Source organism: Microbacterium oleivorans (genome assembly GCF_023715745.1).
Lineage (GTDB): Bacteria > Actinomycetota > Actinomycetes > Actinomycetales > Microbacteriaceae > Microbacterium > Microbacterium oleivorans_D.
On record NZ_JAMBOV010000002.1, the window covers coordinates 281,397 to 303,340 of the forward strand.

A 21,944-nucleotide genomic window follows, 5' to 3' on the forward strand; every position below is an offset into this window, starting at 1 on the left:
CCTACGGGCGGATGTCCGCTGTCGGCGTAGCGGTCGTCAGCCCGCGTGCTCGAGCAGCTCGGTGACGTGCGCGACGATCTCACGCGGCCGGAACGGCTTGGCCACGACTTCGTCGACGCCCGCCCGCAGCGCCTCCTCGCGGTCCGAGGTGTGCACGCGTGCGGTGAGCATGATGATGTGCGGCTGCGGGATGTCGGCGGCGCGGATCTCCCGAGAGGCCTGGATGCCGTCGGTGCCGGGCATCATCCAGTCCATCAGGACGACCCGGGGGCGGTCGGCGACGACCCGCTCGACCGCTTCGCGGCCGTTGCCCGCGCGCCCGGCGACGATCCCGGCTCGCTCGAGACTGGAGACAAGGAGCATAGCGATGTCGTCGTCGTCGTCAACCACGAGCACGGATATGTCCACCCCCGTACTCTGACACGATCACGGGTCGTGGAAGAACCCGGGTCGCGGCGGGGGGATCGCCGGAGCTTTTCTGGTAAAAGGGGGCCGATGTGAGTAGGAAAACTCTGTGGACACCGATGCAGTCGGGGGATCTGTTCCTGCGGCTGCAATTGCCGTTCCTCGCGGGCACGCTCTTCGTCGTCGTGGCAGCGGGTCTCGCGGTGCCGAGCCTGTGGACGTCGCCGCTGCTGCTCGCCGGCGCGGGTGCGGCGGTCGCGGCATCCGTCGCCTTCGTCCCGTCGCGGCGGGGCTGGCTGCTGACGCCGTGGGGCATCGTCGTCCCGCTCGTCGACGTCGTTTCGGTGGCGCTGGTCCGCGCCGAACTGTTCGGCTACATCCCGACCGTCGGTGTGCTCTGCCTCATGCCGTTCGCGTGGATCGCACTGCGGTACCGCTGGCCGGCGCTGTCCTTCGTCCTCCTCGGCGGGATCCTCATCTCCGCCCTTCCGCTGGCCATGCGGCTCGAGTCGCTCTCGACGCCGCTGATGGTCCTCAACCTGGTGACGCTGCCCGTCCTCACGACGGGCATCTCGGTCGGCATCCATCTCGCGGCGGGCAGCTTCCGCCGGAGCCGGCGAGAAGTGCAGGACACCGCCGAGTCGCTCGCGTCGACGCTCGCGCAGTCGAGGGACGACGAACTCGTGCTGCGCACCGTGCTCGACACCGTCAACGGTGCCGTCGCCTTCTACAACGCCGACGGTCGTCTGGTGCTCGCCAACCGTGCTGCGCAGAAGCTCGCCGAATCGGTCGGGTTCCGTTTCGACGATCCGCCCTACGCGGGGCCGAACGTGTGTCGGGGCGACCGGACGACACCCGTCCCGTGGGAGCAGCAGCTCGTGCCGCGCGCCCTCCGTGGCGAGGTCATCCACAATCATCTCGAGTGGTGCGGTCCGGAAAGCAACCAGACGGCGATCCTCTCGTCGTCCCGCCAGGTGCACCGGCCCGACGGAGCGCTGCTCGGCACCGTGATCGCGGCCTACGACGTCACCGACCTCGCTGACGCCGTCGAGGCGCGCGAGGAGTTCCTGACGACCGTGTCGCACGAGCTGCGGACACCGCTGACTTCTGTCGTGGGGTACACCGAGCACGTCGTCGACACGCTCGGACCGGATGCCGAGAAGCTCGGCGTTGCGCAGGCGCTGAGCGCGATCGCACGCAACGGTGAGGTCCTGCTCGAGCGGGTCTCGCAGCTGCTCACCGCGGGCAACAAGCGGATGGTGCTCGCGCCCGCGCCGGTCGATGTCGTCGCGCTGGTCGAGGAGACCGTGGCCGTCGTGACGCCCTTCGCCAGTCAAGCGGGTGTGTCCCTGTCCGTCGAACGCGAGGGCGACGGCGTCGTCGCCGACGTGGACGCGCGCCGCATCGAGCAGGCGATCGAGAACATCCTGACCAACGCCGTCAAGTTCACTCCGCGCGGCGGCTCGGTCACGGTGCGTGTCGGCGGCGAGGGCGAGCGGGCGCTGATATCGATCTCCGACACCGGTATCGGGATGAGCGCGGAGGACAAGCAGCGCGTGTTCGACCGCTTCTACCGCGCGAGCTCGGTGCGCAAGAACGCCGTCCAGGGCATCGGGGTGGGGCTGTCCATCGTGAAGTCCATCGTCGACGCGCACGGCGGCGAGGTCACGATCGAGAGCGAACCGGGCGAGGGGACGACGATCGGCCTGTCGCTCCCGCGCACGAGGGAGACGACGCCGCCGGCGGAGGAGTTCGCCCTGTCGGCATGAGGAGAGTGGATGCCGGTGCGCGCGTCGCTAGGATGACGCCGTGACAGCCTCCGGAGACGAGCCGCGGGACAGCCGGTCCTCGCGGAACACCCGGTGGCTGCGCGAAGCGACCGACCGGGTGCCGACCGCCTGGATCCCCGGCGTCCTCACCGCGGTGTTCCTCGGTGCGGCGGCCGCGTTCGGCGGCCTCGAGGCCGTCGCCGCCCCGCCCCTCGCGACGCTGCAGCCGGGCGACGAGCACCGCAACGACATGCTGTCGATCACGGTGGAGCGGGCGGTGCTGATCGACACCCTGCCCGACGCGGGGGCCTACGCCGACCCGGAGAAGGGACAGCGTGTGGTCGCTGCCGTCGTCCGCGCGGAGAACGTGTGGGACACCGCCCTGCCCGGAGGGACGTCGACGTCGACGCCGACGGGGCTGGCGGGCTCGCTCATCGCCGCCAACCTGGACGGACGGGCGCCGGATGCGGTCGCGCGACTCGACGACGCGACGACGTCGGTCTGGCTTCAGCCCGTTGTTCCCGCCGAGCTCGTCGTCGCCTGGGTCATCGACGAGGACGAGCTGTCGGCGGACGACGCACTCGAACTCGAGATCCGGGACTTCACGCTCCGGGAGGGCGCCTTGATCCTGGAGGGGCGCTGGTGGGACACCCCCATCGTCGTCGCGACGATGGACGTTCCACTGACGGATGTCGGCGCCGGGGCCCACCAGCCGCCCGCGGAGGAGTCGGAGTGAAACGTGCGGGAGTCTGGGGCGTCGGCATCCTCCTGCTCGTCGCCGCGTGGTTCGTCACCCAGGTGACCCCGGGGCAAGAGCTCACCGAGTCCTCCTTCATCCAGACCGTGGCCGTCGGGGATCACGCCGTCGGTCGCGAGATGATCGTCACCGTCACCGACGTCGGGGCAGCGGACGCACTGTCGGATGCGAACGGGTGGTCTGCGGAAGGCAACTGGGTCTTCGTCGACGCGGACGTCGAGTCGCGATCGACCGAGATCTCCGTGCGTCTCGGGTTGGCCGTGCTGGTCATCGACGGCGTGACCTACCGCGCGAGTGAGCGACCGGAGGCGTCGTTGTTGGGCCGGCAGCTCGAAGTCGGTGTTCCGACGAGCGGCAGCCTGGCGTTCGAACTGCCGGCGGACCTCCGTCGCGGTGACGCCGTCATCCGGCTCACGGTCGACGATCAGGACTGGCGGCTGGACTCCGTCGTCGAGCTCCCCGTCGAGCTGGGGCAGCTGCCCCGGGACGACGACCACGAACTGGCGGCATTGTCGGGGGGTGGCGTGTGAGCGGCTGGTGGCGACGCAATCGGGGCGCACTTCTCGCTCTCGGCATCCTCGTCCCCGTCACGGTCGGAGTCTTCTGCGGCTGGGAGTGGTGGAAGACCGCGAGCGGGCAGCCGACGTTCGCCGTCACTGCGCAGCAGGGGGAGTCCGTCGACCTCGGCGGAGTCACCTTCGGGCCCGCGCGAGTGACGGAGACCACCATCGCTGACACGGAGATCCCGGCGGGCACGAAGATCCTCGCCGTCAGGGTCCCGGTCGACCGGCACGGGGGCGTGACGGGGTGCCAGGTCTACGCGCTCCGCGAGCTCGACGGGAGGGAGCGGGTCTTCGAAGCCGACACGGCACTCGTGCCGTGGGACTACAACCGGTACACGCTGTGTCCGATGGATCCCGAGGCCGAGCTATTCCCGGCGGGCCCGTTCAGCATCGACGTCCCGTTCATCGTCCCCGACGACGTCGACGGACCGCTCGGCGTCGAGCTCCTGATCGTGGACGAGCTGCCGCGCTACGCGCGACTCGTCGTCGTGCCCTGACGCGACGACGGGGGCCCCGATGAGAGCACCCACGGTGGCGTCGTACGTGCTCGCGATCAGCACCGTGCGGAACGGTTCGATGATGAGCGGCGCGACCAGGAGGAAGATCGCCCCCCATGATCGCCAGAACTCGACAGGGCTCTGCGGTCCGACCAGGCGCGTCACCGCGAAGTCGATGTAGTCCTGGCCGAGCAGCAGCAGGACGTACGCGAGGACGTACCCGCCGATCAGGATCGGCCCACCGCGCCACATCAGGACGAGTGCGCGCCAGACGGGCTGGAACCTCGCACCGACGCTCGCGCCGATGTCGCCCAGTCTGCGGCGCAGCCGCTGCGGGACGGTGCCGTAGCGCTGCCGCGCCCGTTCCACGAGGCGTCCGCGCCACTGCAGCCCTTGAGGAGCCACGGCCTGGCCGTAGATGACCCCCGCGACGGTCAGCCAGGCGAGGGGCACGCCGATGAGCCCCGCGGCGGCGGCGACGACGGTGGCCACGGCATCCCACGCCCATCCGAGCGGCGCGAACCAGGCGCCGACGGTCTCGCGGAGATCGCCGATCCAGGCGATCGCACGACGCGACTGCACCCAGGCCGAGACCTGCCCCAAGGCATCGCCGATGAAGTAGGCCGCCAGGAACACCCACAGGCCCTCGAGGTAGGTCGCCGCGAGGGAGCTCCAGCGAGGGAGGCGGTCACGCCAGCGGTTCCACGCCCAGCGGCCGGCGAACGCGAGGACGACCACGAGGATCGTCCACGGCTCCCACGAGAGCTTGTCCACGGCGCCGGAGGTGTCGATGTCGACGCCCGTGGCGGCGGCCGTCGCGTCGCGGCCGATCTTGACCTGCAGTGCGGTGTCCAGGTAGCTGGCGACATCCTCGATCAGGAACCCCAGGGCCGCGTAGACGGCGATGAACGGCAGGATCGACGACAGCATCGCGTCGCGGAAGGCCATGCGCCGCGCCCGCGGTTCCGTCGGCGGAGGGGCGATCGCCCCCAGCCGCACCATGCCGTCCCGAAGGACGAGGAACATGCCGACGTAGCCCAGGAGTTTCGCCAGGATGGCGATCGGGATCAGCAGGATGCCGCCGAGGGCCGTGTATCCGCCGACGAAGCCCGCGACCTCGAGGCCGATGTAGCGGCCCAGGGTTCCCGCGAGGTACCAGGCGAGCAGGGCCGGCCAGTGGCGCACGAGCAGCCGCCACGCCAGGCCGAGCATCGTTCGCACGGTCTCACCGTAGTGGCACCGGCACGACGACGCCCGCCCGACCGCGGGGATCGGGCGGGCGTCAGCGGATGCCGCGACTCAGCCGGCGCCGCCGTCCGAGTCGCCGGTTCCCCGCCGTCCCCGGCGCTCGCGCTTCGCGGCGGCCGCTGCGAGCTCGGCACGGATCGTGTCGGTGCGGACGTCGGTCGGGCGGTCACCGGCATCCCACATCCGGTCCACGGCCGCCTGCGGGTGGCCCTCCTCAGCGGCGAGCGACGCCTCGAGCGCGCGCTCGTAGCGGCTCTGGCGCCGCTTGAGCCACAGACCCGCGACGAGCAGCACGGCGAGCACCGAGTAGGCGACCGCGGCGAAGGGGTGCAGCACGAGGTCACCGAGGTCGCCCTGGCTCAGCTGCAGCGCCTTGCGCAGCTGCTGCTCGCCCATGGGGCCCAGGATGAGGCCCACGATCAGCGGCGCGATCGGGAAGCCGAACCGGCGCATGAAATACCCGAGCGCTCCCACGATCAGGAGGATCGCGATGTCGAGCGTCGAGAAGCTGACCGCGTACGCTCCGAGCACCGCGAAGGTGATGATGCCCGCGTACAGGTACGGTCGCGGGATCTGCAGCAGCTTCACCCAGATGCCCGCCAGCGGCAGGTTCAGGATGATGAGCAGCACGTTGCCGATGTAGAGGCTCGCGATGAGCGCCCACACCAGGTCGCCCTGGTTCTGGAACAGCTGCGGACCGGGCTGGATGCCGTACGACTGGAACGCCGTGATGATGATCGCGGCGGTCGCCGTCGTGGGCAGGCCCAGCGTCAGCAGCGGCACGAGCACGCCGGCCGCCGCCGCGTTGTTCGCGGCCTCGGGACCGGCGACGCCCTCGATCGCGCCGCGACCGAACTGGCTCTTGTTCTTCGAGAGGCTCTTCTCGCTCGCGTACGAGAGGAAGGTCGCGACGTCCGCGCCACCGGCGGGGATCGTCCCCACCGGGAAGCCGATGAACGTGCCGCGCAGCCACGGCTTCCACGAGCGCCTCCAGTCGTCACGTGTCATCCAGTTGCGCCAGCCGCGGGTCACCGGGATCACCGGGATCGGTCCGTGCCGCAGCCGCGCGGCGACGTAGAACGCTTCGCCGATCGCGAAGAGGCCGACGGCGACGAGCACCACGCTGATGCCGTCCGACAGGGCCAGGATGCCGAGGGTGTACCGCGCCTGCCCGGTCGTCACCTCGGTGCCGATGAGTCCGATGAGCAGGCCGATGCCGAGCGACGCGAGACCCCGCGCGGGGGAGGACCCGAGCAGGGCGCCGACGGTGATGAAGGCGACCACGATCAGGGCCACGAAGTCCGCCGGAGCGAGGTTGACCGCGAAGCGGGCGATGATCGGGGCGAACAGCGTCAGCAGGGCCGTCGCGATCGTTCCGGCGACGAACGAGCCGATCGCCGCGGTCGCGAGTGCCGCGGCGCCCCGGCCGAGCTTGGCCATCTTGTTGCCTTCGATGGCGGTGATGACCGACGCCGATTCGCCGGGGGTGTTGAGCAGGATGCTGGTCGTCGACCCGCCGTACATGCCGCCGTAGTAGATGCCGGCGAACGTGATGATCGCCGCCGTCGGAGAGAGGGAGTAGGTCAGCGGCAGCAGCAGCGCGACGGTCATCGCCGGGCCGATGCCCGGGAGCACACCGACGGCGGTGCCGACGATCACGCCGATGAAGGCGAAGAGGAGGTACTCGGGCTGCAGCGCTGTCGCGAAGCCCGCCATGAGGGAGTTCAGAGCGTCCATGATCTCTTCCGATCAGCCGAACAGGGGACCGGGGCCGTACCACCAGTCGAAGGCCATGCCGCGGGGCAGCGACAGGCCGAGGCCCTCGCCGAACAGCAGCTGGGTGCCGATACCCAGGACGAGCCCGGCGAGGAAGGCGACCCACGGCCGCTTGGCGCCGAGGGTCCAGGCGGCGCCGCCGAAGAGGAGCGCCGCGACCATCCACCAGCCCAGGATCTCGAGGAGGACGATGACGCCGACGACGAGCCCCACGAGCTTGAGGATCGTCCACCAGTCCGTCTTCGCATCCGGGTCGATGTCCTCGCCGTCCTCAGGGGTGGCGACCCTCCCGCGCATCGCGGCGACGACCAGGAACGCACCCGAGGCGAGGAGGATCGCCGAGACCAGGAACGGGAACACCTGGGGGCCGATCACCCCGCCGGCCGGCACACGGATGGAGAATGCGCCGACCAGGGCGAAGACCCCCAAGGCGACGATCACGGCGGCGAAGATCAGGTTGCCGATGCGGTCCGCCCCCCAGCCGGGGCGCGCGGTCTCCTGCGCGCCCCGGTCCAGAGTGCTCTCGCTCATGACACGAGACCGATGTTCTTCAGCGTCCCCGTGACTTCGGTGATGTTGTCGTCGACGAAGGTCGTGAACTCGTCGCCGGTGAGGAAGGCGTCTGTCCAGCCGTTGGTCTCGAGCGCCTCCTGCCAGGCGGCCGACTCGTGCATCTCGGTGACGAGGTTCACCAGGCCCTCGGCATCCGCGTCGCTGATCCCGCCCGGGGCGAGCAGGCCGCGCCAGTTCGTGTAGGTGATGTCGAAGCCCTCGTCGATCATCGTCGGCGTCTCCGGCAGCAGCTGCGCCGGCTCCTCGCTCGAGACGGCGAGGGCGCGGAGGTCGCCGGACTCGACGTACTCCGCGAACTCGCCGACACCCGAGATGCCGGCGGCGGCGTTGTTGCCGAGCAGGAGCGAGACCGCCTCGCCACCACCGGCGTTCGGGATGTAGTTGAGCTTCTCGGTGATGCCGGCGCCGTCGAGGCCTGCCTCTTCGAGCAGGAGCCCAGCGAGGATGTGGTCCGCGCCGCCCGCGGAGCCGCCCGTGATGGTGACGGACTGCCCGTCCGCGACCACGGCGTCGACGAGATCCTGCAGGGTCTGGTACTCGCTGTCGGCCGGGACGACCACCACGAGCGGCTCCTCGGTGAGGCGAGCGATCGGGGTCGTGTCCTCCATCCGGTTCTCCGCGGCGTTCGTCTCCACGGCGCCGACCATCACGAGGCCCGTCACCATGAGCGTGTAGGGATCCTTCTCGTTGGCGAGGCTCGCGAGACCGACCGTGCCGCCCGCGCCGCCGATGTTGGTGACGGCGGCCGTCCCGACGAGGTCCTCGTCGGTGAGCACGGCGGAGACGGCGCGACCGGTCTGGTCCCAGCCGCCGCCCGGGTCGGCGGGGACGATGATGCTGACGTCGTCGACCTGGGCCGCAGCCGCCTCGGATTCCGTGCCGCCGCCGCCCACGGCGGCGCCGCGGGGGTTGCAGCCCGAGAGGGCGAGGGCGGCGACACCGCCGAGGGCGACGATCGCGAGGGACTTGCGCATGGGGGACTCCTCTTCGAGTTCCGCCGAGGCATCCTCGCCTCGACGTCCGTTCGGACAGACGCTAGAGACCGCGCCGAGGGCTGTCGCGCTTGCGCAACTAAGAGCGAGTTCGGAAAGTATTGGTCCCGCTCGCGGTGGGCATGCCCGGGCGCCGCGGGGGAGAATGAGCGCGTGCCCCGAGCGATGTCGCTGAGATGGCAGCTGCTGCTGCTGCAAGCCTTCATCGTCTGCGTTGTCATCGTGATCGCCGGGGTCGTCGCGATCTCCCTGCAGGAGCGCTCCATCCGAGAGTCCTACCGGGAGCGGATGGTGGGGGTCGCCCTCTCCATCAGCCGGTTGCCCTCCATCGCCGAGGCGTTCGACGACCCCGACCCGAGCGCGACGATCCAACCGATCGCCGAGGTCATCCGCGAGGCATCCGATCTCACCTACGTCGTCGTGACGGATGCCGCCGGCATCCGCTATTCGCATCCCAACGAGGACCGCATCGGCGAGGCGGTCTCGACCGACCCGTCCGCTCCGCTGTCGGGTCAGGTGTGGTCGGGCACCGAGACCGGCACGCTCGGCGAGTCGTACCGGGTGAAGGTCCCGCTGTACGTGGGCGGAGGCGTCTCGGGCGAAATCATCGGATCGGTGTCGGTCGGGGTGCTCGAGTCCGAGCTCGCCGCCGACGTGCAGTCGCGCCTGCCCTGGCTGCTGCTCGCCCTCGGCGGCTCGGCCGTCGTCGGCGTGTTCGGGGCGGCCGGTGTGGCAGCCCTCATCCGTCGCCGCATCCTGGGGCTGGAGCCGGGGCAGATCGCCGAGCTCGTGGGCGAGCGCGAGACGATGCTCCACCGCCTGTCGGAGGGCGTCGTGCGGGTCGACCGCGACGGCGTCGTCGTGAGTGCCAACGACGCGGCGGTCCGGCTGCTGGGCGCGGGACCGCTCGTCGGCGAACGCGCCGCAATCGTGCTCGAAGGGCCGATCCACGAGGTCCTCGTCAACGGGGAGCGCGAGGGGCGCCTCGTGCTCGCGGGGGAGCGGCCGCTGATCGCGCGTGCGACCGGTCTCCACGACGACGACGGCAGGCCCGTCGGCGGCACGCTGCTGCTGCGCGATCACACCGAGCTGCACCAGGCGGTCCGCGAGATGGACGGTCAGCAGTCCCTCACCGACGGCCTGCGCGCGCAGGCGCACGAGTTCGCGAACTCGATGCACGTGGTGTCGGGGCTCCTCGAACTCGGCGCCTGGGACGACGCGCGCGACTTCATCGCGCGGATGCAGCCGGGCGGTTCGCTCGACATCGGTGCCGCCGGCGAGCAGCTCGGTTCCGAGCTCGCCGCACTTCTGTCGGCGAAACTCGCGCGATCGCGGGAGCTCGGCATCACGTTCTCGATCGATGCCGAGGGTGCCGTTCCCGCCGCCGTCGCGGGCGATCTCGTCACCGTCGTCGGCAACCTCGTCGACAACGCGTTCGACGCCTGCCGTGCGGGCGACACCCTGGCGCTCGCCGTCCGCGCCGATGCCGACGGAGTCGTCATCGTCGTCGAGGACAGCGGGCCCGGCGTCGACCCGGCTCTCGCCGACCGCGTGTTCGATGAGGGTGTCAGCACGAAGGATCCGAGCGCCCGCACCCGGGGTGTGGGGCTCGCACTCGTGCGTCGCATCGCCCGCCGACACTCGGGCGACGTCGTCCTCAGCCGCTCCGAACTCGGTGGCGCCTGCTTCCGCGTCGTGCTGCCCGTCGCCGCGAGGGTGTCGTGAGCCTCCGCGTGCTGGTCGTCGACGACGCTCCTGCCGTCGCGCACCTCCACAGTCGATTCGTCGCCGCCCACCCGGAGTGCGAGCTCATCGGCACCGCGGCATCCGGTCCCGATGCCGTCGCGGCGATCCGCTCGCTCCAACCCGACCTGGTGCTCCTCGACGTCCACCTGCCGGGCTTCTCGGGCATCGAGGTGCTGCGTGCCGTCCGAGCGGATGCCGCCGTCCGCCAGCCCGAGGTCGTCGCCGTGACCGCTGCCCGCGACGTCGAGACAGTCCGCGACGCGCGGCTCATGGGCGTGCGCCACTACATCGTGAAGCCGTTCACCGCGCACGACCTGCACCAGCGGATCGACGACGTCATCGCCGAACGGGGGGCCGCGGCATCCGGTGGCACCCTCGATCAGACGCGGATCGACGCGGTCATGCGTCCGTCCGCGCGCAGGTCGCTGCCGAAGGGACTCACCCGCGAGACGCTCGACCTGGTGCACGACGCGCTGCGGCGCCTCGGCGGGGGGACGGCGGCCGACCTCGCAGCCGAGCTCGGCCTGTCACGTGTGAGCTGCCGGCGTTACCTCGAGCACCTCGCCGATGAGGGGGCTGCCCGCCGCACGATGGACTACGCGACGGCGGGTCGGCCGAGCACGCGGTACGTCGTGTAGGCGATCAGCGCGCCGCCGCGTACTCCTCGATCACCACTCCGGAATCGAACGCGCGCGCACGGCCCAGGTCGAACGACCGTGGCGTGTAGGCCGATCCGCCGAAGAGCGGGAGGCCGGAGCCGAACGTCACGGGGTTGCGCTTGAGTATCAGGCGGTCGATCTCGGGGAGCAATGACCCCGCGAGCTGACCACCGCCGCACAGCCAGAGGTCCGCGCCCGGCTCGGTCTTCAGCTCGCGCACCGTGCGCAGCGGTTCATCGGTGACGTCGAGTTCGGCGGAGAGTCCGTGCGGCCGGTGAGTCGCGACGACCTGCCGCAGATGCGGGTAGGGGCTCGGCACCCCGATCTCCAGAGCCGGAGCCAGTGTGTTGCGCCCCATGATCACGGTATCGAATCGTCCCGCGGCGAGTGGGATGCCGAGGGTCTCGGCGACGTGCACGGGAAGGGTCTCCGGGAACTCATCGAGCAGGGTGCGCATGTGATCCCCCTCGACCGGGAATGCATCCGTCTCGCCGTCAGGTCCGGCGATGAAGCCGTCCAGGCTGACGGCGACGTAATAGACGAGTTCACGCATCACAGCTCCATTCACGACTTTTGTCGTGGTTAATGTACGACATGTGTCGTGATCGCGCTACAGTCGCCCCATGGCCCGCAACGACGAACGACGCGCCGCGCTCGCGGACGCCGGGATCCGCGTCCTCGCCGTCGAGGGGGCACGCGGGCTCACCCATCGCGCCGTCGATTCCGCCGCAGGCACCCCGCGCGGCACGGCGTCGAACTACTTCGCGACGCGAACCGATCTCATCGCGGCCCTCGTGGAGCGGATCGGACAGCGCCTCGCGCCCGACCTCACCGCCTTGGCGCCTCTGCGTGATCGGGAACCCAGCCGCGAGGTGTTCGGTGACTACATCCGTGACATCGTCCGCCGCCTGATGGCCGACCCGCACGTCGCCCTCGCCCTGTTCGAACTGCGTCTGGAGGCCGCGCGTCGTCCCGAGGTCGCGGGCGCACTCGCCGAGTGGCGTCGTCAGGGCTTCGAGAACGACGTCGCCTTCAATCGCGCAGCGCGCCTGCCCGGGGATGCCCTCGAGATCGCCCTGTTCCACTACGCGCTCGACGGTCTGGTCTTCGACCGGCTGACCCAGCCGCTGGACGACGGTCTCGGCGTGGACCACGCTGTCGACGTCCTCGTGTCGCGGTTGCTGCCGTGACCGGCAGCGGCGGGACCACCTTCACCGAGGTGACCCGCGTCGCGTGCGACCCCGCGACGCTGTTCGACCTCTCGCTGTCGATCGACGCGCACCTGGACTCGATGCGTCGATCGGGCGAGCGCGCCGTGGCCGGCGTCACCAGCGGCACGATCGGGCTGGGGGAGACGGTCACCTGGCGCGCGCGTCACTTCGGGGTGATGTGGACCATGACCTCGAAGATCACCGCCCTCGACCGCCCGCGGCGATTCGTCGACGAGCAGGTGCGAGGGCCGTTCCGCGCCTTCCGCCACGAGCATCGCTTCGAGAGGGACGGCGATCTCACCCTGATGACCGACACGGTGACGCTGCGCTCGCCCCTGCTCGGACGGATCGTCGAACCGCTCCTGCTGAAGCCCTACCTGCGGCGGCTCATTCGCTCCCGCAACGAGGTCCTGGTCGAGAAGGTCACCGCCAATCGGGGCGTCGACGGCCGGTGAGGCGGCGACTCTTCCCGTCCACCGGGGATTTCCGTGCGCGGCGCGATAGCGTGGGAGCGCGTCCGTCCCCCGCGAGAGGAACCCATGAGCACTGGCAGTGAACCGGCACGTGCGTTTGCGCACGTCAGCGGGGGGTCGGCACGGTTCACGACGCTCGACGGCGTCGATCAGGTGCTCGACGCCGTCGACGCGGACGGCGTCCGGCGGCTCATCGTCGATCGGGTGAGAGCGGATGCCGCGGCCACCGGCATCCCCGTCGAGCTGCACACCAGTGGCGACCGCGGTGAGCACCTCCTCATCATCGATCCGTCCGGCGACATCGACGTCGAGGTCGACGACCGCACGGTCACGCGCGCGGAGCTGAGACAGCAGGCGTGGTGGACCACCGACCCGGCCCCCGCCGACGAGGAGGATGCGGGAGCAGAGGACGAGCAGTACGACGCCGTCGTCGAGCCGGCCGGTGACCCCGACCTCGTCGACGAGGTCCCCGCGTTCTTCCCCGCGTCTCCGACGCCCGTAAGCCAGACCGACGAACGCGCGCCCGTCTTCGACAGCGGCGACGACGACGACCTCGACGACGATGAGGCTCCCGCCGAGTGGGCGCCCGCCCGGGTGACCGAGATCCCCGCGGCCGCCTCTGCGACGGGAACCGATCCCGTCGACGTCGCCCGCGAGTCCTTCGATGCCGAGGCTGACGCGGCACCCGAGCCGGAGCCGGCACCTGAGCCCGACGAGATACCCGAGCCCGGCGAGACGCCCGAGCCCGACGAGACGCCCGAGCCGGATTCCCAGCCCGAGCTCGAGTCCCCGGCGGAATCCGAGCCCGCCACCGCGGATGCGGCCCCGTCGCCGGAGACGCCGTTCGAGGCATCCGCCGCGGACGGCGCTCGCCCGTCGTTCATCGAGCCGCCCACGAACCACCCCGCACAGGTGACCGGCTGGCGGTCCTTCTTCGTGCGGCTCGGCATCAAGATCCCTCCCTCCAGAGCCGAGCTCGAGCGCGCGGAGCGCGAGAGGACGGTCTCCCGCCAGTGGGCCGGATGCCGCGCCATCGCCGTCGCCAACGGCAAGGGCGGCGTCGGCAAGACGATGACGACGGCCGTCCTGTCGGCGGTGTTCGCCCGCCACGGCGGAGGCAACGTCCTCGCCTGGGACAACAACGACACCCGTGGCACCCTCGGGTGGCGCACCGAGCAGGGCGACTACGACACGACGATCCGCGACCTGCTCCCCGAAGCAACGCGGCTGCTCGAGGCGACGGCATCCGTCTCCGACATCGCACGATTCGTCCACCACCAGTCCGTCGATCGCTACGACGTGCTGCGGTCGAACCCCGAGCTGCTGGCCGCCGACCAGCGCATCACGACCGCCGACTTCGATCTGCTCGCACAGGTCGCGGCGCGGTACTACCGCATGGTCATCTTCGACTCCGGCAATGACGAGTCCGCCGACCGCTGGCTGCGCATGATCGACTCCGCGCACCAGCTGGTCGTCCCGACGCTGGCTGCCCCTGAGTCGGCGGAGTCGGCGGCGCTCCTTCTCGACGCGCTGCGCAGGCGGGATGAGCACTCCCGACGTCTCGCCGACGGTGCCGTCGTCGTGGTCGGTCAATCCGAACGCGCCGGCATCGGTGCCGCGCAGCGCATCGCTGCCGGGTTCGAGGGGCACGTGCGCGCCGTCGAGATCATCCCCTTCGACGATGCCCTCAAGGCGGGGCGGATCCGCTACGACGCCCTGCAGTCCCGCACGAAGGACGCCTGGATGCGCGCCGCCGCCGCCGTCGCGGACGGGCTGTAAGTCAGCGAGCGGGCCCGCGGAAGCTCTCGATCGGACGCTCGTCCCACGTCGTGAACGGATCGTCGCCCACCTCGGCCATGAGCGCGGGACGCGCGGCAGCCGCGGACTCCGCGGATTCCCACAGCGCGATCCCGACGAGGCGGCCGCCCTCGTCGTCGACCACACCCGTCCACTCGAGCCCGGGCTGCTCACGGGCGACCCGGCTGTAACGGCGCATCGAGTCGATCACCGCGTCGCGGTGTTCCGGCTTGGGTGAATGGACGGAGATCACGGCGAACGTCATGCCCGGCAGTCAATCACCCGTCGGCGGGGCGGACCACCCGTGTCGGCCGCCGCTGCAGGTCGCCGCCGCAGTTCGGGCAGGCGTGTCCGGGGAATCCATCGCGGCATCCGGCGCACCACGTGCACTCGTACGAGCAGATGTACGCCTCACCCCTCGGCGGCAGATCGCACGCACAGGATTCGCAGGTCGGGCGCATCTCCAGCATCCTCCGACGATAGGACGGGCGACGAGCTCGTCGCGGGCCGGCACCTGCCGCCCAGCGGCGTAATCCTGCCGATTCCGTTGCGCCCGACGTGGGGGAGGATGGGCAGATGACCGGCGAGACGGACGACACGCGGCTGATCGAGATCGCCGCGCGGCTGAGCGTGGCTCCCGCCGGTGATTTCGTCGCGTTGCGCACCGCCGCCGCGGCGGAGGCTTCCGACAAGGTTCTCGCGGCGGCGATCAAGAAGCTCCGGAAGCCCGTCCTCGCCGCCTGGGTCGTCAACCTGCTCGCGTCCGATGACGCCGACGCGCTCACCCCGGCCGCCGACCTCGCCGACGAGTTCCGGGAGGCAGTGGATGCCGGTGACGCCCGCGCTCTCACCGATCTCACCCGCCGTCGTCGCAGCATCCTCCGCGACCTCGTCGACCGCGCCGTGAAGCGTGCGGGCGAGCGCGGTGTGGAGGTGGGCGGCGCCGTCCGCATCGCGGTCGAGCAGACTCTCGACGCCGCGCTGCGGGACCCGGATGCCGCGGCCGCCGTCTCGAGTGGGCGGCTGCTGCGCCCCATCGAGGCCACGGGAATGGACGCGCCCGACCTCACCGACGCGGTCTCGGGCCCGTTCGAGGTCGGAACAGCCCGGCCGGAGCCGAGCGATGAGCTCGCCGAGCGCCGCGCCGCTCGTGATGCCGCTCGCGCGGCAGCCGTGGCTCGTCGCCACGCCGAGAGCGCCGAGCGCGACCTCGCCCGTGTCGAGGAGGACTGGCGGAGGGCGCAGGAGCGCACAGCGTCGCTCGAGGATCGTCTCGCCGAACTCGATCGCGAGCGGGCTCGGCTCGAGGACGACATCGCGCGGGCCCGCGACGCTCACACCGACCTCACGGAGCAACGCCGACGCGCGCGCGAGGCGGCGAAGAAGGCGAGATCCGCTGCGGAGCGGGTGCGGGAGTGATCAGCCGCGGGCGCGGTGCTGATCGAGCGCGGTCGTCGCCGTGGACCAGACCAGGGTCTGAGCGACCTCCTCGGCACGGTCGTACCGCGGACCGCTGAGGACCACGAACACCGCTCCGACGACGTCGATGAAACCCGCCACCTCGCCCGCGATCCGGACCTCGTAGCGGTCTTCCGCGATCAGGTCCCATTGGATGCGCGATGCGCGCGGCGGGGCGTCGGCGGGCCGACGAGTCGGCGATGCACGCAGCGTCTCCGAATCCACGTACATGTTCCGCACCTCATCCCGCTCGCCCAGTCGACAAAGATCCCAGGTGACCACCATGGACCGGGGACAGGGGCGGGCAGAGGGGATTGACGACGCGCGACCCGCGCGCTACGCGATCGCCGGCGACCGCTCGGCCGCTTCTCGGACAGCGGATGTGACGGTGTCGAGCAACGGGGAGGCGAGGTTCCACCGCTGCCAGAACAGCGGAACCTCGATCGTGTCATCGGCGAGGACGACGAGGGTCCCATCAGCCACGCCGGCCTCGAACTGGCCCGGGAGCAGCATTCCCCACCCGAGCCCGATCGTGATCGCGTGCGCGAACTCGGCCGACGCACTGATGATGTGCCGGGGCGCGTCGCGTCGTGCGCCGTGCCGGCGCGCGAACGCGTCCTGCAGCGTGTCGTGGCGGTCGAAGTCCACTCTGGGCGCCGTCTCGAGCGCAGTGCGGCCGAGGCCGTCGGGGAACCAGCGATCGGCGAAGTCGCGCGTCGCCACGGCGGTGTAGCGCATCCGGCCGAGCGGTGAGGCGACGCATCCGGCGACGGGTTCGCGCTGCGAGGTGACCGCCGCCATCACCGTCCCCGCCGCGAGAAGCTGCGCCGTCCGTTCCTGGTCCTCGCGGTGGAGCTCGAATGTGACGGCGTGCTCCGCGGTGACCGCCGTCAGCGCCGGAAGGAACCACGTGATCAACGAATCGGCATTGACGGCGAGCGGCACGAGCGGCGTCCCGGTCTCGTCGCCGAGGGCAGCGCGGGCATCGTGCTCCAGGAGGTCCAGCTGGCGGGCGAGCCGCACCAGCGGTTCGCCCGCCTCGGTGGCCGTCACCGGCTTGGTCCGTCGTAGCACCACACGCCCGACGCGCTGCTCGATCACACGGATCCGCTGACTCACCGCGCTGGGGGTGATGCCGAGTCGAGCCGCCGCACGGTCGAGGGTGCCTGCGTCGACGGCGGCGGCCAGCGTGCGCAGGTGCTCGAGCGGGATGTCCATGCCCGCGAGCCTAATGAAGCTTTACTTCACATCGTGCAGAATCCTTCGCTGTACTGCATGCACCATCCACACCTACCGTGAGAGCTGTGACCCCCGAACTCGTCGCTCTGCTCTCCGGCCTCGGCCTCTGCCTCGGTCTCATCGTCTCCATCGGCGCCCAGAACGCGATCGTGCTGCGGCAGGGGCTGCGGCGCGAGCACGTGGGGATCGTCGTCCTGGTCTGCGTCGTCAGCGACGCGATCCTGCAGACCCTGGGCGTCGCCGGCGTCGCGACCCTCGTCACCGCGCACCCCTGGCTCGAGACCCTCGCCCGATGGGCGGGCGCGGCGTTCATCGTCGGATTCGCCATCGTGAGCGCGCGTCGCGCATGGCGCGGCGGCGGAAGCCTCGAAGCCGCGGAGCCGGAGGCCCCGACGGATGCCGCGGCTCCGGGTGCGGTCCTCGTGCGCCCTCGGGCGGCGACCCGCACGGCGACACTCCTCACGATCCTCGCCGTGACCTGGCTCAACCCTCACGCCATCGTCGAGACCACTGTCGTGCTCGGGTCCGTGGCGGCCACCCACGGCGATGCGCGGTGGTACTTCCTCGCAGGCGGCATCGCGGGGAGCACGCTCTGGTTCGTGCTCTTCGGCTATGGAGCGCGCTACCTCGCGCCGCTCCTGCGGACCGCACGTGCATGGCGGATCCTCGACGGCGGCATCGCCGTCGTCATGCTGGTGATCGCCGTGAGCCTCATCCTCGGCTGAGGGGGCTCGCCGCGGTCAGTGCGCGGCGTCGTACGCGTCGAGCACCTGGGCCGGGACGCGTCCGCGCTCGGACACCTGGTAGCCGTTCTTGGCCGCCCACTCGCGGATGGGCGCGTAGTCGCGCTGGCCGGCCCGCTTCTGCTGGCGACCGCCGCCATTCGACGAGGTCGTCGTGCGGGCGGTCGTCGCGCGCGACGAGACACGGCGCGCTGCGTCGATGTAGGGAGCGAGCACGTCGCGCAGGGCGGTGGCATTGTCGTGGGTGAGGTCGATCTCGTAGGCGGTGCCGTCGAGCGAGAAGAGGACGGTCTCCCCGTCGCCGACCTCGAGGACGGTGCCGTCCAGGTCGTCGACGAGCTGATGCACGATTTTGCGAGCCATGCGCTCACCCTAGTGGCGCGGGTGCCCGCTACGGCAGAAGGCCGGCACGGCGCGCCTTGGCGACCGCGGCGTGCCGGGTCGAGGCATCCAGCTTCGCCATCGCCGCCTGCAGGTACGACTTGACCGTCCCCTCGCGCAGCGACAGCGACGCGGCGATCTCGGCGTTCGTGGCGCCGAGGGCGCAGCAGGCCAGCACGTCGAGCTCGCGAGGGGAGAGCGTCACATCGAGTGCCGCCTCGGCGGGTGCGGGCCGCGACATCCCGGCCAGACGTCGCTCGACCGCCGCGATCCGCTGCCGGAGATCCGGATCGGTGACGGATGCCGCGATGCTCCGCAGCTCGGCGTAGCTCTCCCGCAGGTTCTCCTGGGCGGAGGCGGGGAGAGCGGGCTCGGCAGGCTGGAGGGCAGCGACGCGCCGGTCGACCTCTTCACGGACCCGCAGCTCGGTGGCGAGCATGTCGGCGGCGCGGAAGGCGGGTCGGCTGACGAGATCGCCGACGGGGCCGGGCGTCCACGATCCGCAGTAGACGATGCCGCGGGGACGCCCGGTGACGACCACCGGAACGGCCAGGAGGGTGGAGATGCCCTCTCCGAGGATGGCGCGGTCGTAATCGTGGGTGATCGTCCGCGCCGTCCGATAGTCGAGCGCGAGACGCGGACGCTTCTCGATCATGGCGGCCCCGCCCAGCCCTCGGCCCGCTTCGACGACGAGCCCTTCGATGCTGCGCGTGCGCGCCCCCGAGATCGCCGTCACGTGGACGGCGCCGCCGCGTTCGAGACCGCCGAAGACGACGGGGAAGCGCGTCTGACGGGCCAGATCGGACACGGCTCGGGAGACGAGCCGCGTGTCCGCGTCGCTCTCGACCGACGATCCCACGCGTACCTACTTCCGGGGGTGACGGCACCTCTGCCGCCTTCGTACGGTCGAACCTACCACGCGGCTGATTCTCAGGAACGGCCCGTGCGAGCACCGTCGCTCACCCCATGAGGCAAGGAGGCCACATGTCGTCCCAGTCACCCCACAGAGGCGTGGAGGGGAGTGCCATCGACTACGTCGCGGTCGAACGATCGCCGCGGTTCGTCGAGCTGAAGAAGAAGCACCGCAGCGTGGTCTTCCCGCTGGCCGTGCTGTTCCTCCTCTGGTACTTCGTCTACGTCCTGCTCTCGTCGTTCGCCCCGGACTTCATGGCGCAGGAGGTGTTCGGCCACATCACCATCGGCCTGCTCCTGGGTCTCGGTCAGTTCGTCACCACCTTCGCGATCACGATGGGCTACGTCGCGTTCGCGAACCGCCGGCTCGACCCGATCTCCTCCGAGATCCGCGCCGACCTCGAGAGGCAGGAAGCCCGATGAGCCCGATCCTCCTCGCCGCGGCACCCGCCGGAGCGGCCGAGAACAACCCCGTCCTCAACATCTCGATCTTCGGCGCGTTCGTCGCGGTGACCCTGTTCATCGTCATCCGCGCGAGCCGCAACAACAAGACGGCCGCCGACTACTACGCGGCCGGCCGCTCCTTCACCGGCCCCCAGAACGGATTCGCCATCGCCGGCGACTACCTGTCGGCGGCATCCTTCCTGGGCATCGTCGGCGCCATCGCCATCAACGGGTACGACGGATTCCTCTACTCGATCGGCTTCCTCGTCGCGTGGCTCGTCGCCCTGCTCCTGGTCGCCGAACTCATGCGCAACACCGGCAAGTTCACGATGGCCGACGTGCTGTCGTTCCGGCTGAAGCAGCGCCCGGTGCGGCTCGCCGCCGCCATCACGACGCTCGCCGTGTGCTTCTTCTACCTCCTCGCCCAGATGGCAGGCGCCGGCGGGCTCGTCTCGCTGCTGCTGGGGATCACCGAGCAGATCGGTCAGTCGATCGTCGTCGCCGTCGTCGGCGTGCTGATGATCGTCTACGTCCTCATCGGTGGCATGAAGGGCACGACGTGGGTGCAGATCGTCAAGGCGTTCCTCCTCATCGGCGGCGCCATCGTGATGACGATCTGGGTCCTCGCGATCAACGGGTTCAGCCTCGACACGCTCCTCGAGGCGGCCGTGCAGAAGTCGACGACCGATCCGCAGGACGCGATCCTCGGTCCCGGCCTGCAGTACGGGGCCAATCCGTGGGACTTCATCTCCCTCGCGATCGCGCTCGTGCTCGGCACTGCGGGTCTGCCTCACGTCCTGATGCGCTTCTACACCGTCCCGACGGCCAAGGAGGCGCGTCGTTCGGTGGTCTGGGCGATCTGGCTGATCGGACTCTTCTACCTGCTGACGCTGGTCCTCGGCTACGGGGCCGGCGCCATCGTCGGATCCGAGACGATCAAGGCGGCACCCGGTGGCGTCAACTCGGCGGCACCGCTGCTCGCGGCGGCGCTCGGCGGGCCGGTCCTGCTCGGCTTCATCTCGGCTGTCGCATTCGCCACGATCCTCGCCGTCGTCGCAGGACTCACGATCACCGCGGCCGCGTCCTTCGCGCACGACATCTACGCGAACGTCGTGAAGAAGGGGAACGTCCCGCCGGACGGCGAGGTGAAGGTGGCCCGTCGCACGGTGATCGTGATCGGCGTGCTGGCGATCCTCGGCGGGATCGGGGTGCAGGGACAGAACGTCGCGTTCCTCGTGGCGTTGGCCTTCGCCGTCGCGGCTTCGGCGAACCTGCCGACGATCCTGTACTCCCTGTTCTGGCGCAAGTTCACGACGCGCGGCGCCGTGTGGAGCATGTACGGCGGCCTCGCGACCGCCATCGTGCTCATCGTCCTGTCGCCGGTGTTCTGGGGCACCGAGACGAGTGTGTTCAAGAACGTCGGGACGGCGATCTGGCCGCTCAACAACCCGGGCATCATCTCGATCCCGGTGGGCTTCCTGCTCGGCTGGCTCGGGTCCGTCACTTCCCGCAAGGCGGAGGACGCGACGAAGGCGGCGGAGATGGAGGTCCGCTCGCTCACCGGCTACGGCGCCGAGAAGGCGGTCGACCACTAAGCGCGCACGCTGCGGCGAGGCGGGCAGGGACGGCCTACACGTCCCTGCCCGCCTCCGTCATGTGCGGCCCGTCGAACTGGCGACCCGCTCCTCGAGGTCGAGGAGGAACCGCTTGTGCTCGGGCCGGCCGCCGTATTCGCCGAGCGACCCGTCGCTGCGGATCACCCGGTGGGCAGGCAGCACGATCGACCAGGGCGTACGGGCGCACGCGGTCCCCACCGCGCGATGCGCCCGCGCCGACCCCGCGGCCACGGCGATCTCGGCGTACGAGGCCGTCTCGCCGTACGGGACCTCGACGATGGCCTCGAGGGCCCGTCGGGTGAACCCGCCGGTCAGGCGCCAATCGAGCGGCACCGTGAACGCCCGTCGAGTGCCGGCGAAGTACTCGTCGAGCTCTTCCGCCGCCCTCGAGGACGGACCGTCGTCGGGGGTCGGCACGGCGTGCAGCAGCATGCTGAGCCGAGAGACCTCCGCGTAGGCCGGGCCGTCGAGGACCGACAACGCGACCAGGCCCGCCTCGGTCGTCACCAGGAGGGCCTCGCCGATCGGTGTCCGGTGCACCGAGTAGGTTGCGATCGTCATGACCACATCATGGCTGTCGGGTCCGGGTGTCGAGAGCGGGGGAGGGTGCGGGCGGGGACAGGCGGCATCCCGACGCGGTTGTGGAGGAAAGTCCGCCCGCGCGGCGACCGATCCGCGAAACTCG

At 70.7% G+C, this 21,944-nt stretch carries 25 protein-coding genes; 12 read left to right on the forward strand and 13 right to left on the reverse strand.

Annotated elements, in window-relative coordinates:
• Positions 1-36 precede the first annotated feature (36 nt).
• Positions 37-408: a response regulator transcription factor gene (locus tag M3190_RS06130; protein ID WP_308222239.1), complete on the reverse strand. Its 372-nt coding sequence runs from the start codon at positions 406-408 to the stop codon at positions 37-39.
• Positions 409-497: 89 nt separating this feature from the next.
• Between M3190_RS06130 and M3190_RS06135 the strand changes: the two genes are divergently transcribed.
• The 3 genes from M3190_RS06135 to M3190_RS06145 are packed head-to-tail and all read left to right on the forward strand — an operon-like array spanning position 498 to position 3,461.
• Positions 498-2,174: a sensor histidine kinase gene (locus M3190_RS06135; RefSeq protein WP_251579616.1), complete on the forward strand. Its 1,677-nt coding sequence runs from the start codon at positions 498-500 to the stop codon at positions 2,172-2,174.
• Between the two features lie 40 nt (positions 2,175-2,214).
• Positions 2,215-2,910, forward strand: a complete 696-nt coding sequence (locus tag M3190_RS06140) for a hypothetical protein (protein WP_251579618.1) — start codon at positions 2,215-2,217, stop codon at positions 2,908-2,910.
• Positions 2,907-3,461 (forward strand): hypothetical protein, encoded by a 555-nt coding sequence (locus M3190_RS06145; RefSeq protein ID WP_251579621.1) that lies wholly within the window; start codon positions 2,907-2,909, stop codon positions 3,459-3,461. The genes M3190_RS06140 and M3190_RS06145 overlap by 4 nt, the downstream gene beginning before the upstream one ends.
• Before the next feature lie 398 nt (positions 3,462-3,859).
• On the opposite strand, the gene M3190_RS06150 is transcribed toward M3190_RS06145, so the two are convergent.
• The 4 genes from M3190_RS06150 to M3190_RS06165 all read right to left on the reverse strand — a co-directional run bounded on the left by M3190_RS06150 (position 3,860) and on the right by M3190_RS06165 (position 8,562).
• Positions 3,860-5,203, reverse strand: a complete 1,344-nt coding sequence (locus M3190_RS06150; RefSeq protein ID WP_251580414.1) for a hypothetical protein — start codon at positions 5,201-5,203, stop codon at positions 3,860-3,862.
• Between the two features lie 87 nt (positions 5,204-5,290).
• A complete protein-coding gene (locus M3190_RS06155; protein WP_251579634.1) occupies positions 5,291-6,976 on the reverse strand; it encodes a tripartite tricarboxylate transporter permease in 1,686 nt (561 codons plus the stop codon).
• 12 nt (positions 6,977-6,988) lie between these two features.
• Positions 6,989-7,546 carry a tripartite tricarboxylate transporter TctB family protein gene (locus M3190_RS06160; RefSeq protein WP_251579637.1) on the reverse strand — a complete coding sequence of 186 codons (558 nt, stop codon included), beginning with the start codon at positions 7,544-7,546 and terminating at the stop codon, positions 6,989-6,991.
• Complete coding sequence (locus tag M3190_RS06165) at positions 7,543-8,562, reverse strand: Bug family tripartite tricarboxylate transporter substrate binding protein (RefSeq protein ID WP_251579639.1); 1,020 nt, start codon at positions 8,560-8,562, stop codon at positions 7,543-7,545. Before M3190_RS06165 ends, M3190_RS06160 begins: the two co-directional genes overlap by 4 nt.
• A gap of 171 nt (positions 8,563-8,733) precedes the next feature.
• On the opposite strand from M3190_RS06165, the gene M3190_RS06170 reads away from it, so the two are divergent.
• Together M3190_RS06170 and M3190_RS06175 are read left to right on the forward strand one after the other, a co-directional pair.
• On the forward strand, positions 8,734-10,305 hold the full coding sequence (locus M3190_RS06170; RefSeq protein ID WP_251579641.1) for an ATP-binding protein: 1,572 nt from the start codon (positions 8,734-8,736) through the stop codon (positions 10,303-10,305).
• Positions 10,302-10,964 (forward strand): response regulator, encoded by a 663-nt coding sequence (locus M3190_RS06175; RefSeq protein ID WP_251579643.1) that lies wholly within the window; start codon positions 10,302-10,304, stop codon positions 10,962-10,964. Before M3190_RS06170 ends, M3190_RS06175 begins: the two co-directional genes overlap by 4 nt.
• Before the next feature lie 4 nt (positions 10,965-10,968).
• Here the strand turns inward: M3190_RS06175 and M3190_RS06180 are convergent, their stop codons facing one another.
• Entirely contained in the window at positions 10,969-11,538 is a 570-nt protein-coding gene (locus tag M3190_RS06180) for a dihydrofolate reductase family protein (protein WP_251579646.1), read from the reverse strand.
• 70 nt (positions 11,539-11,608) lie between these two features.
• On the opposite strand from M3190_RS06180, the gene M3190_RS06185 reads away from it, so the two are divergent.
• The 3 genes from M3190_RS06185 to M3190_RS06195 all read left to right on the forward strand — a co-directional run bounded on the left by M3190_RS06185 (position 11,609) and on the right by M3190_RS06195 (position 14,448).
• Positions 11,609-12,175: a TetR/AcrR family transcriptional regulator gene (locus M3190_RS06185; RefSeq protein WP_251579649.1), complete on the forward strand. Its 567-nt coding sequence runs from the start codon at positions 11,609-11,611 to the stop codon at positions 12,173-12,175.
• Positions 12,172-12,651, forward strand: coding sequence for an SRPBCC family protein (locus M3190_RS06190; protein ID WP_251579651.1), 480 nt, complete (start codon positions 12,172-12,174; stop codon positions 12,649-12,651). Before M3190_RS06185 ends, M3190_RS06190 begins: the two co-directional genes overlap by 4 nt.
• Before the next feature lie 84 nt (positions 12,652-12,735).
• Positions 12,736-14,448 carry an AAA family ATPase gene (locus M3190_RS06195; RefSeq protein WP_251579653.1) on the forward strand — a complete coding sequence of 571 codons (1,713 nt, stop codon included), beginning with the start codon at positions 12,736-12,738 and terminating at the stop codon, positions 14,446-14,448.
• A 1-nt stretch (position 14,449) separates the two neighbouring features.
• Here M3190_RS06195 and M3190_RS06200 read toward each other — a convergent pair whose 3' ends face one another.
• Together M3190_RS06200 and M3190_RS06205 are read right to left on the reverse strand one after the other, a co-directional pair.
• Complete coding sequence (locus M3190_RS06200; protein ID WP_251579654.1) at positions 14,450-14,731, reverse strand: antibiotic biosynthesis monooxygenase; 282 nt, start codon at positions 14,729-14,731, stop codon at positions 14,450-14,452.
• Positions 14,732-14,744: 13 nt separating this feature from the next.
• Complete coding sequence (locus M3190_RS06205) at positions 14,745-14,936, reverse strand: DUF1272 domain-containing protein (RefSeq protein ID WP_308222240.1); 192 nt, start codon at positions 14,934-14,936, stop codon at positions 14,745-14,747.
• A gap of 106 nt (positions 14,937-15,042) precedes the next feature.
• Between M3190_RS06205 and M3190_RS06210 the strand changes: the two genes are divergently transcribed.
• Positions 15,043-15,885, forward strand: a complete 843-nt coding sequence (locus tag M3190_RS06210) for a hypothetical protein (RefSeq protein ID WP_251579656.1) — start codon at positions 15,043-15,045, stop codon at positions 15,883-15,885.
• On the opposite strand, the gene M3190_RS06215 is transcribed toward M3190_RS06210, so the two are convergent.
• Positions 15,886-16,155, reverse strand: a complete 270-nt coding sequence (locus tag M3190_RS06215; protein WP_251579658.1) for a hypothetical protein — start codon at positions 16,153-16,155, stop codon at positions 15,886-15,888.
• Between the two features lie 105 nt (positions 16,156-16,260).
• A complete protein-coding gene (locus M3190_RS06220) occupies positions 16,261-17,142 on the reverse strand; it encodes a LysR family transcriptional regulator ArgP (RefSeq protein ID WP_251579660.1) in 882 nt (293 codons plus the stop codon).
• A gap of 86 nt (positions 17,143-17,228) precedes the next feature.
• Here M3190_RS06220 and M3190_RS06225 point away from each other — a divergent pair, with 86 nt between their 5' ends.
• The gene (locus M3190_RS06225; RefSeq protein WP_439958010.1) at positions 17,229-17,888 is read left to right on the forward strand and encodes a LysE/ArgO family amino acid transporter; all 660 of its coding nucleotides are present in this window, start codon (positions 17,229-17,231) and stop codon (positions 17,886-17,888) included.
• Between the two features lie 15 nt (positions 17,889-17,903).
• Here M3190_RS06225 and M3190_RS06230 read toward each other — a convergent pair whose 3' ends face one another.
• Positions 17,904-18,269 carry a histone-like nucleoid-structuring protein Lsr2 gene (locus M3190_RS06230; RefSeq protein WP_251579665.1) on the reverse strand — a complete coding sequence of 122 codons (366 nt, stop codon included), beginning with the start codon at positions 18,267-18,269 and terminating at the stop codon, positions 17,904-17,906.
• 28 nt (positions 18,270-18,297) lie between these two features.
• Complete coding sequence (locus tag M3190_RS06235; RefSeq protein ID WP_251579667.1) at positions 18,298-19,146, reverse strand: helix-turn-helix transcriptional regulator; 849 nt, start codon at positions 19,144-19,146, stop codon at positions 18,298-18,300.
• A gap of 125 nt (positions 19,147-19,271) precedes the next feature.
• Here M3190_RS06235 and M3190_RS06240 point away from each other — a divergent pair, with 125 nt between their 5' ends.
• Both M3190_RS06240 and M3190_RS06245 read left to right on the forward strand, forming a co-directional pair.
• Positions 19,272-19,622, forward strand: coding sequence for a DUF485 domain-containing protein (locus M3190_RS06240; RefSeq protein WP_251579669.1), 351 nt, complete (start codon positions 19,272-19,274; stop codon positions 19,620-19,622).
• Positions 19,619-21,238 (forward strand): solute symporter family protein, encoded by a 1,620-nt coding sequence (locus M3190_RS06245; protein ID WP_251579671.1) that lies wholly within the window; start codon positions 19,619-19,621, stop codon positions 21,236-21,238. Before M3190_RS06240 ends, M3190_RS06245 begins: the two co-directional genes overlap by 4 nt.
• A 57-nt stretch (positions 21,239-21,295) precedes the next feature.
• On the opposite strand, the gene M3190_RS06250 is transcribed toward M3190_RS06245, so the two are convergent.
• Entirely contained in the window at positions 21,296-21,820 is a 525-nt protein-coding gene (locus M3190_RS06250; RefSeq protein WP_251579673.1) for a methylated-DNA--[protein]-cysteine S-methyltransferase, read from the reverse strand.
• Between the last annotated feature and the right edge of the window lie 124 nt (positions 21,821-21,944).